The following is an 11,470-nucleotide window of genomic DNA, read 5'->3' on the forward strand; positions in this document are numbered from 1 at the left end:
GGGCGGTGAACGGAAGCGGCGTTTGTGTACGCCGTCCACAAAAGACTAGTTGAGCGGTCGAACGATGTCCACATTTATTTTCGGCCCCGCCGCGTTTGGCGCTGACGCTGCGCCATGTCACAATTGACGGTTACGAGTTTCGGGCGCCGGACCGGCTCGCCGCGCGGCACGATCGTGCGGGGGCGCCCCAAGAGCCGACAAATTCACCTGGTTTTCTGGCGATGACTACCATCCTGCAGCACATTCCTTCCGGCCAGCGCGTCGGAATCGCCTTCTCGGGCGGACTCGACACCAGCGCCGCGCTCCTCTGGATGCGCCAGAAAGGCGCCATCCCCTACGCGTACACGGCCAATCTGGGCCAGCCGGACGAGCCCGACTACGACGACATCCCGCGTCGCGCGATGGCCTACGGCGCCGAAGCCGCGCGCCTGGTGGATTGCCGCGCCCAACTGGTGGCCGAGGGCATCGCCGCGCTGCAATGCGGCGCGTTCCATATCTCGACGGCCGGCGTGACGTACTTCAACACCACGCCGATCGGCCGCGCGGTGACCGGCACGATGCTGGTGGCGGCGATGAAGGACGACGGCGTCAACATCTGGGGCGACGGCAGCACCTTCAAGGGCAACGACATCGAGCGCTTCTACCGCTATGGTCTGCTGACCAACCCCGGCCTGCAGATCTACAAGCCGTGGCTGGACCAGCAGTTCATCGACGAACTGGGCGGCCGCGCCGAAATGTCCGAGTTCATGCGTCAAAACGGCCATGACTACAAGATGTCGGCCGAAAAGGCTTATTCGACCGATTCGAACATGCTTGGCGCCACGCACGAGGCCAAGGACCTGGAGCATCTCGATTCGGGCATCCGCATCGTGCAGCCGATCATGGGCGTCCAGTTCTGGCGCGATGACGTGGAAGTGAAGCGCGAGGAAGTGACCGTGCGCTTCGAGGAAGGCCAGCCGGTCGCGCTCAATGGCAAGACGTTCGCCAATGCGGTGGACCTCTTCATGGAAGCCAATGTCATCGGCGGCCGTCACGGGCTGGGCATGAGCGACCAGATCGAGAACCGCATCATCGAGGCCAAGAGCCGCGGCATCTACGAAGCCCCGGGGCTGGCGCTGCTGTTCATCGCCTACGAGCGCCTGATCACCGGCATCCACAACGAAGACACGATCGAGCAATACCGCGACAACGGCCGCCGCCTGGGCCGCCTGCTGTATCAAGGCCGCTGGTTCGACCCGCAGGCGATCATGCTGCGCGAGACCGCCCAGCGCTGGGTGGCTGGCGCCGTGACCGGCGAAGTGACGATCGAACTGCGCCGTGGCAACGATTACTCGATCCTGAACACGACGTCGCCGAACCTGACCTACAAGCCCGAACGGCTGACGATGGAAAAGGGCGAATCGATGTTCACGCCGCTGGATCGCATCGGCCAGTTGACCATGCGCACGCTCGATATCGTCGACACGCGCGAAAAGCTGCAGACCTACGCCAAGTCGGGCCTGCTGTCGACCAAGACCAGCGCGGCGCTGCCTAAGCTGGAAGACTGATACGCCGCGCCCCGGCGGGCAGGCCGTACACGGAAACCGGCACGAGCGATCGTGCCGGTTTTTCTTTTTGCGCCGGCGTCCCGCCCGCTTCGCAGCGTCCGCGCCCGTCTGCAAGGCCGGCCACAACGCGGCACAATGCACGATGCCGGCCGCGGCGGCCGGCGCTTACCTTTGCTTCGGCCTTCATCGGGGATTTTTTGCCATGCCAGATTTCCACATGCAGTACCGCCGTCTCGGCGCCAGCAACCTGAACGTGTCCGCCCTGTGCCTGGGCACCATGATGTTCGGCGACCAGACCGATGAAGCCGAGGCCGGCCGGATCGTGGCAAGCGCCCGTGCGCACGGCGTCAACTTCATCGATACCGCCGACGTCTACACCAAGGGCGCGTCCGAGGAAATGGTGGGCCGTCTGCTGAAGGGCGATCGCCACGCGTGGGTACTGGCCACCAAGCTCGGCAACGCCATGGGCAGCGGGCCGAACCAGCAGAACTATTCGCGCACCTGGATCATGCGCGAGCTGGAAGACAGCCTGCGGCGCCTGGACACCGATTTTGTCGACGTCCTCTACCTGCATCGGGATTTCCCAGGGGCGAATCTGGAAGAGCCCGTGCGCGCGATGGGCGATCTGATCCGCGCCGGCAAGATCCGCTATTGGGCCGTGTCGAACTTCCGCGGCTGGCGTATTGCGGAAATCGCCGCGCTGTGCGACAGGCTCGGCGTGCCGCGTCCGGTGGCCTGCCAGCCGTACTACAACCTGCTCAATCGCATGCCCGAGGTGGAGATCCTGCCGGCGTGCCAGCATTTCGGCCTGGGCGTGGTGCCGTACAGCCCGATTGCGCGCGGCGTGCTGACCGGCAAGTATCTGCCGGGCCAGGCGCCGGCGACGGACTCGCGCGCGGGGCGTGCCGACAAGCGCATGATGGAGACCGAATTCCGCGAGGAATCGCTGGTGATCGCGCAAACGCTCAAGGCCCACGCCGAAGGCCGCGGCCTGACGCCGGGCCAGTTTGCCACTGCGTGGGTGCTGGCCAATCCGATCGTCAGTTCCGTGATCGCCGGGCCGCGCACGCTGGCACAGTTCGAGGATTATTTCGGTGCGGTGGGCGCGTCGATCTCTGCGCAGGAAGAATCGATGGTGGACGAACTGGTGCCGCGCGGCCATGCATCGACGCACGGCTACAACGATCCGAACTATCCGTTCGGCGGTCGTCCGGTGGCTGTCGCGTAATATCTACAACGCCACATCTGACGTGGCAGTGTGATGCTCCGGCTGCCTGTTGCGCAACGCGCACGGGCAGCGTTTGAATACGTGCGAGAGCCAACTTCCGCCGCGCAATCTGCCGTTGATCCGCGTAATATGAAAGCATCTGGTGGCGTCAGATGATGACTACCGGGCGTGGGCTTTGAGCCGCCAGGGTTGCCGAAACGGCGGCCCGGCACAACCGGATGCGAAACGTGTCACGTCGTGGCTGGATTCTCGCTGGCATGGCGGTCGCCGTATGCGGCGGCGTCTACATCGTTGTGAGCCTCGTCGCCAACGAGGTTCGATCGTCCCAATGGCAGGCGCGTTACATGAGCCGGCTCGGCAAGTCATTGACGTACTCGATCGAGCCTGGCGCCAGCGACAGCATCCGCTATCCCCATTCCGGTCCGTACGACGAACGCCTGGGCTACGAACGCCTCGGCGAATTTGGCGAGCGCCTGCACAAGCTCGGCTTCGTCACCACATCGCAGGCGCGCATGTCGTTCGACATGGTGCGGCTGATGGACCAGGGCATTTTCCCGCCCTATCGCGAAAAAAATCAGGCAGGCCTGCTGGTGCGCGACTGCAACGCGCTGACCATGTCGATGGATCGCTATCCGCAGCGCCAGTACGATAATTTCGAGTCGATCCCGAAGGTGCTGGTGGCGTCGCTGCTGTATGTCGAGAACCAGACGCTGCTGAACCCCGAGTATCCGACCATGAATCCGGCCGTAGACTGGCGGCGGCTGTCGCGCGCGGTGATCGACCAGGGCATCCGCGTGGTCGACCGCCATCACGAACGGCCGGGTGGCAGCACGCTGGCCACGCAGATCGAAAAATACCGTCATTCGCCCGAAGGCAAGACGCAGTCGATCCCGGACAAGTTCCGGCAGATGACCTCGGCTTCACTACGCGCCTACAGGGATGGCCCGGACACGCAGCGCGCGCGCGAAAACATCGTTGTCGATTACCTGAACACCGTGCCGCTGTCCGCGCGCGCCGGCCACGGCGAGGTGAACGGCATCGGCGATGCGCTCTATGTCTGGTACGGCGAGGACTTTGCCGAGGCCAACCGGTTGCTGCGCGAAATGGATCCGCGCCATCCCACCGCGCGCGAAGCGCAAACGTACAAGCGCGCGCTGTCGCTGATCATCTCGCAACGGCGCCCGTCATATCACCTGCGCCGCGACGACACCAATCTCGACGCGCTGACGGGCAGTTATCTGCGCCTGCTGGCCGCCGCCAACGCGATCACGCCGGAGCTGCGCGATGCGGCGCTGGCGCAGCAACTGGACAAGGCGCCGCCGCCGCGCCGCGAAGACCCGGCGCCCTGGGTCACGCGCAAGGCAGTCAACCAGGTGCGCAACGACGTGCAGCACATGATCGGCGTCGACAGCCGATACGATCTCGACCGGCTGGATCTGACGGTGGACAGCACGATCAACCGCGAGGCGCAACGCCAGGCCACCGAAACGCTGCTGCGCATCGGCAACAAGGCAGCGGCGCACGAGATGGGCCTGTACGGCAAGAATTTGCTCAAGGAAAGCGACGATCCTTCCAGGCTGGTCGCCAGTTTTACGTTGTTCGAGCGTGTGGGCAACGCGGCGGTAGTGCGCGTGCAGGCCGATAACGTGAACCAGCCGTTCGATATCAACGCCGGCGCGCGGCTAAATCTCGGCTCGACGGCCAAGCTGCGCACGCTGGTGACCTATCTGGAAATTATCAACGAATTGCACGACCGGTATGCGGGCATGAGCCCGGCGCAGCTGCGGGCGCTGCAGGTGCCGCGCCAGGATGCGCTGACGCGCTGGGCTGTCGATTACCTGATCAAGGCAAAGCCGGACGAGCGGGAGCGCGGCGCGATGCTCGAGGCCGCGATGGAGCGCAAATACTCGGGCAATCCGGGTGAGGCGTTCTACACCGGCGGCGGCATGCAAAGCTTCACAAACTTCGAGAAATGGGAAGGCGAGCGCCAGATGACCGTGCGCGTCGGCTTCCAGCATTCGGTGAACTTGGTGTTCATCCGCATGATGCGCGACATCGTGCGCTACGAAGTATTCCGGGCGCATCCCGAGGCGGGGTCGCTTCTCGAAGATCGCAACGACCCTGGGCGGCGCGCGTATCTCGAGCGATTTGCCGATGAGGAAGGCAGCGCGTTCATGGTGAATTTCTGGCAGCGCTATCGCGGCAAGACGAACGACGAACGCCTGGACGTCCTGCTCGGGCGCGTCAAGCAGCCCACGCCGCATCTGGCCGCCGTGCGGCTGTCCGTGACGCTGCTGAGCGTGCGGCCCCATATCGATTTCGAGACGTACGCACGCACGCTGCGCCGGTGGATGCCGAAGCAGAAGCTTGCCGACGAGGATCTGCAAGCGCTTTACGTGAAGTACGGGCACGACAAGTTCAATCTCAACGATCGCGGCTACCTGTCACGCATTCATCCGCTCGAGCTATGGATGGTCGAGTATCTCGATACGCATCCCGACGCTCCGCTCAAGGAAATCCTCGCCGCCAGCGCGCCCGATCGGCAGACCGTTTATGCCTGGCTGTTCAAGACTCGCAGCAAGCTGGGACAGGACGGCCGCATCCGCACGCTGCTGGAGCGCGAGGCGTTCGTCAAGATTGCCAAGCGCTGGCAACGCGTGGGGTATCCGTTCGATTCGCTGACGCCGTCCTACGCGACCGCGATCGGCGCGTCGGGGGATCGGCCGTCGGCATTGGCGGAACTGGCCGGCATCATCCTGAACAACGGCGTGGACGCACAGCCCGCCACGATCCGCGCGTTCTCGTTTGCCTCCGACACGCCCTATGCCACCGCCTACGGCCTGCAGCCGCAGCCGGGCAAGCCGCTGATCGCGCCGGAAATCGCGCTCCTGGTGCGCAGGTCGATGCTCGATGTGGTGCAGAACGGCACGGCCAAGTCGATCAATGGGGCGTTCGTGCCGCTCAACCGCAAGGGTCAGCCGCAAGGCGCGCCGTTGCAGATTGCCGGCAAGACCGGCACGGGCGATCAGGTGTTCCAGACCTACGGCCCCGGCGGCCGCGTGATTGCGTCGCGCACCGTGAATCGGTCCGCAACCTTTGTGTTTCTGTTGGGGGATCGCTACTTTGGCACGGTGACGTTGCACGTACGCGAGCCTTACGCCGCGCGCTATTCGTTCACCAGCGCGCTGGCCGTGCGCGTGCTGCGCACGCTTGGGCCGCAGATCACCGCGATGGCAGCGCCCGGCAGCGATGCCACGCTGCTGCGCTGCCAGCGGTGATTGCGGTGATTGCGGTGGAAGGCGGCCGGCCTCAGGCCTTGCGGCGCACCATATCGTAAATGATCAGCAGCACGATTGCGCCGATGATCGACGCGATCCATCCCACCGGCTGGCCCGGCTCGTACAAGCCCATCGCGCGGCCCACATAGCCCGCGGCGAGCGATCCGAGCACACCCAGCAGGATCGTCATGATCCAGCCCATCTTGTCGTCGCCGGGCTTGATGGCCCGCGCGAGCAAACCGACGATCAGTCCTACGAACAAAGTGCCGATAAATGCCATCATGACGCGCTCCTTCAAGTGAAGAGTGACCGGGACCGATCATGCCACGAATTGGCACCGCCGGAGGTGCGGCAGGTCTCGCCCGCAAACCTGCCGCCCGCCGGCGGATATCAGTTGGCCCTGCGCGAGCTGATCACCGACTCAGCCACGTTCGCTGGCGCTTCGGCGTAATGCTTGAACTCCATGGTGAAGGTGGCGCGCCCCTGCGTGAGCGAGCGCAGCGATGTGGAGTAGCCGAACATCGTCGCCAGCGGCACCTCGGCGCGCACGATCTTGCCGCCGCCGCCCGAGATGTCTTCCATGCCATGCACGATGCCGCGGCGCGACGACAGGTCGCCCATCACGTTGCCGGTGAATTCCTCGGGGGTTTCCACCTCCACGGCCATCATCGGCTCCAGCAGCACCGGCTTGGCGCGCCGCATGCCTTCCTTGAACGCCATCGAGCCGGCCATGCGGAACGCGTTTTCGTTCGAGTCGACGTCATGGTACGAACCGAATACCAGCGTGGCCTTGACGTCCACCACCGGATAGCCGGCCAGCACCCCAGACTCCAGCGTTTCGCGGATGCCCTTGTCGACGGCCGGAATGTACTCGCGCGGCACCACGCCGCCCTTGATGGCGTCGACGAATTCATACCCGCCGCCCTGCGGCAGCGGTGCGAGGTCCAGCACCACGTGGCCATACTGGCCGCGCCCACCCGACTGCTTCACGAACTTGCCTTCGACATCCTTGGCGGTGCTCTTGATCGTTTCGCGATACGCCACCTGCGGCTTGCCGACCGATGCTTCCACGCCGAATTCGCGCTTCATGCGATCCACCAGGATCTCGAGATGCAGCTCGCCCATGCCGGAGATGATCGTCTGGCCGGATTCCTCGTCGGTGGCCACGCGGAACGATGGATCCTCCTGCGCCAGGCGATTCAGCGCGATGCCCATCTTTTCCTGGTCCGCCTTGGTCTTCGGTTCCACGGCCTGCGAAATCACCGGCTCCGGGAAGCTCATGCGCTCCAGGATGATGACCTTGTCGGGATCGCACAGCGTGTCGCCCGTGGTGGCTTCCTTCAGGCCCACCGCGGCGGCGATATCGCCCGCGCGCACTTCCTTGATTTCGTTGCGCACGTTCGCGTGCATCTGCAGGATCCGGCCAAGCCGCTCGCGCTTGGCCTTGACCGGGTTGTAGACCGTGTCGCCGGAATTCACCACGCCCGAATACACGCGGAAGAAGATCAGCTGGCCGACGAACGGATCGGTCATGATCTTGAAGGCCAGCGCGGAGAACGGCTCGTCGTCGCTGGGATGACGTTCCGCTTCCTTGTCGTCCTCGGTGTGGCCCATGATGGCCGGCACATCGACCGGTGACGGCAGGTAGTCGATCACTGCGTCCAGCATGGCCTGCACGCCCTTGTTCTTGAAGGCGCTGCCGCACAGCATCGGCACGATTTCGCCGGCCACCGTGCGCTTGCGCAGTGCGGCCTTGATTTCTTCCTCGCTCAGCGTCTCGCCGCTCAGGTATTTGTCCAGCAGTTCCTCGCTGGCCTCCGCGGCGGCCTCGATCATCTTGTCGTGCCATTCCTGGGCAGTCGCCTGCAGTTCGGCCGGAATCTCGACGTACTCGAAGTGCAGACCCTGGCTGACGTCGTCCCAGACGATCGCGCGCATCTTGACCAGATCCACCACGCCGCGGAAATTGTCCTCGGCGCCTACCGGGATCTGGATGGGAATGGCGTTGCCCTTCAGACGCGAATGAATCTGGTCGCGCACGCGGAAGAAATCGGCGCCGACGCGATCCATCTTGTTGACGAATGCGATGCGCGGCACCTTGTACTTGTTGGCCTGGCGCCAGACCGTTTCGGACTGCGGCTGCACGCCGCCCACGGCGTCATAGACCATGCACGCGCCATCGAGCACGCGCATCGAGCGTTCCACTTCGATCGTGAAATCGACGTGGCCCGGGGTATCGATGATGTTGATGCGGTGCTCGGGATAGTTGTTGGCCATCCCCTTCCAGAATGCCGTGGTGGCGGCCGACGTGATCGTGATGCCGCGCTCCTGCTCCTGCTCCATCCAGTCCATGGTGGCCGCGCCGTCGTGCACCTCGCCCAGCTTGTGATTCACGCCGGTATAGAACAGGATGCGCTCGGTCGTCGTCGTCTTGCCGGCGTCGATATGCGCGCTGATGCCAATGTTTCGATAGCGTTCGATGGGGGTCTTGCGGGGCACGGTGTTTCTCCTGATAAGGGCACCACGGGCCGTTAGCGTAGCACTTCCGCTTCGCGCACGTATTTCCCTGCGACGTGTAAGGCATAGCGGGTTTCAGGGCCAGGCGTCGCGTGCATAGACGCCCTGTCTGGCGCGCGCCAGTGCGGCGTTCTCGGCCGCGCCTGTATCGGTATAGAACGGCGGATCGGCAAGCGGCAAGCCGTTATCGCGCGCGGTGTCGACGAGAGTCTTCAGGTAGTCCGTCATGTGCGACGCGGTGAAATCGTTGGTGTCATGAAATGCCACGATCACCGGCGTCACGCCGTCAACCACCGGTATCCGCCGCGCCGCCATGGCCTGGCCCACGCGTTCCAGTTCATGGCGCATATGCGGGCGTCTGCGCAGGCTGATATGCCAGCCATAGATTTTCCCGTCGCGTGCGTTGGCATCGGCCATCAGCATGTCGAGTCCGGTTGCCTGGTACGTCGCGAGCGTGGCCTTGCTGTACAGCCAATTCGGCGGACGCACCACCTTGGTGACATGGCCGCATTGCGCGGCGATATCGGCCTCGCCGCGGCGCAGCGAAGCGGCCAGCACGTCGGCCGCCAGCCTGGTATGCGGGACATGACCTTCGACCACGCCGCTATGTACCGCCATTAGCTGGCCTTGCGCGCAGGTGGCGCGCATCTGGTCCTGTCCCGCCTGACCGCCGCCGCGACGCGGGTGCGCGGTCTGGACAAAGAACAGCGCCTTGATGCCCGGCGCGACGGGATTGTCGGCAAGCTGCCGCAGGATCAGCGGCGTACTGCCATCGGGGCCGCTGTCGGGGCCGTCGTCGAAAGTCAGAAGGAAGCGCACCGGCGCCACGCCGGCCGCGGTGTCGGCGTCCAGCGGCGTGACCGGGCCCAGCGCGCAAGAGGAAAGCACTGCGGCCACGCCGAGGCTCGCAGCCAGGCGCATTCGTTCAGATAATGTGATCTTCAAGGCAGGATAAATTCGACAGCGACAAAGACGGAAGCCACAGGACAAACAGCAGATGCCCGTCGGCAGTCCCTGACTGTTTCACGTCTGGCTTGTCAGCGCCAGTCCGATCACAGATTCAGCATTGACCGCACAACACCGGGGCGCGCGGCTGCCTAGAATGATCGAGCGAAAAGAATCTTTCCACGATATGCCCGACACCAAGGTGGTATCCATGCTGCGCTCCCCGCTTCTCGCAATGATGTGTGCGCTCGGTTGCTGTGCGGCCGCAATGGCGCAGACAGCCGATCCAGGCGTCGCGTTCTCCGCGGCGCAGCCGGGTGGGGCACTGCCCGGCGGATGGCAGAACCGCCCCGTCGTATCCGGGAAGAAGCTGACACAGTACACGCTGGTGGCCGACCAAGGTACCACCGTGCTGCAGGCCGATGCCAGCGGTGCAGCGTCCGGACTGGTGCATGCCGGCGATGTCGATCTGGCGAAAACGCCGGTGGTCAAATGGCGCTGGAAGGTGGCGGCGCCGATTCCGGGCGCCGACAACAACGTCGGCGACAAGGAAGACGCACCGGCGCGCCTTGTGTTCTTCTTCGACGGCCAAAGCAGCAATCTGTCGGTCGGCGATCGGGTCGAAATGGTTGCCGCAAGCGCTGCGGGCGACAAACTGCCCTATGCCACGCTGATGTACATCTGGACCAACAGCGCGCCGGTTGGCACCATCATCCCGAATCCGCACACCAGCCGGGTGCAGATGATCGTGGTAGGCAGCGAGCCGGGCAAATGGCAGAACCTGCGCCGCAACGTTGCCAGCGATTTCGAGCGCGCCTTTCACGAAAAGCCCGGCAAGCTGACCGGCTACGGGATTCTGACCGACTCCGACAACACTGGCGCCCGCGCGCGCGCGTGGTACGGCGACATCCGCTTTACCGCGGCGCAGTAGCGCCGCAGACGCGCCGCGTCATTGCCCCGGTGCCGGCATGCGCCGGATGGCGTCGCGAATCGCGTCGCGCACGCGATCGGTCAATCCTGTCGCGTCGCCGAGCCCCGCTGCTTCTTTCACGCTGACGACCTTTGCCGGATCGTAGTGGCGGCCGCTCTGGATGGCCGCCTCGAAGGCGTTGGCGCGTGCATTGATTTCCACCGGATCGACATCGACGAGCAGCACCGCGTGCGCAAGCACCAGATGGCGCTGGCCGTCCGGCGTCTGCGCCTCGGCTGGCGCCCGTCGCCAGTATTGCGCGGTGCCGGCGATTTTCCGCGCGCCTTCGGGTGGGCCCCAGGCGAGGTTGTAACGGCCGTCGCAGAACGATCCTTCCACCGCCTGCCAATGGGTTTGGACGCCAACGGCGCGCAGGCCTTCGGCGACGACTTCGCACAGATGCACGTACACGGGCTCCATCCAGCTGGCGGCGCCCTTGGGCACCGCATAGGCGAGGCTGATGTTGAGGATGCCCGGCCCTTGCGGCACCAGGCCGCCGCCCGACATCCGCAAGAACACCGGACAACCGCTGGCCGCGAAATCGGCTCGCACCGTCTCGATATTCGGCTGGCGCAGATAGCTGCGCGGAATCACCAGCGACAGCGGCGCCTCCCACAACTGCGCCACCGGTCCGACCCGCGCGGCGTGATCGAGCAGCGCGAGTTCGTCCTGGAGCGGGTCGCCATGGGTCGGGTGCGGGTCGACGAAGGCAAACGGTTTTACGCTCATGTTGGTCATGTCGGTCGTTGTGGTCAGGGCTCATGCGCGTGGCGCGCGACGGATAGTGCATTTTTCCACGCGCCTGGGCCGGCGTGCGAGAACGCTGCTAAAAAATTGCGCACAGCATGCCGTTATCTCTAACAGGCTGCTGAAGTACTAGCCGCATAAAAGCGAAGCTTCCCTCTGCAAGGCTGATGGGCTCGCTATTTTTCACAATCCGGAAGCTGATCGTCACTTCACCGACTTTTTCGTTGATTTGGCGACC

8 protein-coding genes are annotated in these 11,470 nt (G+C 64.5%); 4 read left to right on the forward strand and 4 right to left on the reverse strand.

Features of this window, described 5'->3' with window-relative positions:
* Positions 1-221: 221 nt before the first annotated feature.
* The 3 genes from argG to F7R19_RS22740 all read left to right on the forward strand — a co-directional run bounded on the left by argG (position 222) and on the right by F7R19_RS22740 (position 6,053).
* On the forward strand, positions 222-1,547 hold the full coding sequence (gene argG / locus F7R19_RS22730) for an argininosuccinate synthase (RefSeq protein WP_061957646.1): 1,326 nt from the start codon (positions 222-224) through the stop codon (positions 1,545-1,547).
* 202 nt (positions 1,548-1,749) lie between these two features.
* Positions 1,750-2,775 (forward strand): aldo/keto reductase, encoded by a 1,026-nt coding sequence (locus F7R19_RS22735; RefSeq protein WP_150982095.1) that lies wholly within the window; start codon positions 1,750-1,752, stop codon positions 2,773-2,775.
* Positions 2,776-3,032: 257 nt separating this feature from the next.
* Entirely contained in the window at positions 3,033-6,053 is a 3,021-nt protein-coding gene (locus F7R19_RS22740) for a transglycosylase domain-containing protein (RefSeq protein WP_150982096.1), read from the forward strand.
* A gap of 31 nt (positions 6,054-6,084) precedes the next feature.
* Here F7R19_RS22740 and F7R19_RS22745 read toward each other — a convergent pair whose 3' ends face one another.
* From F7R19_RS22745 to F7R19_RS22755, 3 genes are all read right to left on the reverse strand, one after another.
* Complete coding sequence (locus F7R19_RS22745) at positions 6,085-6,336, reverse strand: GlsB/YeaQ/YmgE family stress response membrane protein (RefSeq protein ID WP_061957668.1); 252 nt, start codon at positions 6,334-6,336, stop codon at positions 6,085-6,087.
* A gap of 107 nt (positions 6,337-6,443) precedes the next feature.
* Positions 6,444-8,552, reverse strand: coding sequence for an elongation factor G (gene fusA / locus F7R19_RS22750; RefSeq protein ID WP_061957648.1), 2,109 nt, complete (start codon positions 8,550-8,552; stop codon positions 6,444-6,446).
* 93 nt (positions 8,553-8,645) lie between these two features.
* Entirely contained in the window at positions 8,646-9,491 is an 846-nt protein-coding gene (locus tag F7R19_RS22755; RefSeq protein ID WP_150982097.1) for a polysaccharide deacetylase family protein, read from the reverse strand.
* 292 nt (positions 9,492-9,783) lie between these two features.
* Between F7R19_RS22755 and F7R19_RS22760 the strand changes: the two genes are divergently transcribed.
* Entirely contained in the window at positions 9,784-10,446 is a 663-nt protein-coding gene (locus F7R19_RS22760; protein WP_150982098.1) for a DUF3047 domain-containing protein, read from the forward strand.
* Between the two features lie 18 nt (positions 10,447-10,464).
* Here the strand turns inward: F7R19_RS22760 and F7R19_RS22765 are convergent, their stop codons facing one another.
* Positions 10,465-11,214, reverse strand: a complete 750-nt coding sequence (locus tag F7R19_RS22765; RefSeq protein WP_150982099.1) for a lipoate--protein ligase family protein — start codon at positions 11,212-11,214, stop codon at positions 10,465-10,467.
* Between the last annotated feature and the right edge of the window lie 256 nt (positions 11,215-11,470).

Source organism: Cupriavidus pauculus (assembly GCF_008801835.1).
Taxonomy (GTDB): Bacteria; Pseudomonadota; Gammaproteobacteria; order Burkholderiales; family Burkholderiaceae; genus Cupriavidus; species Cupriavidus pauculus.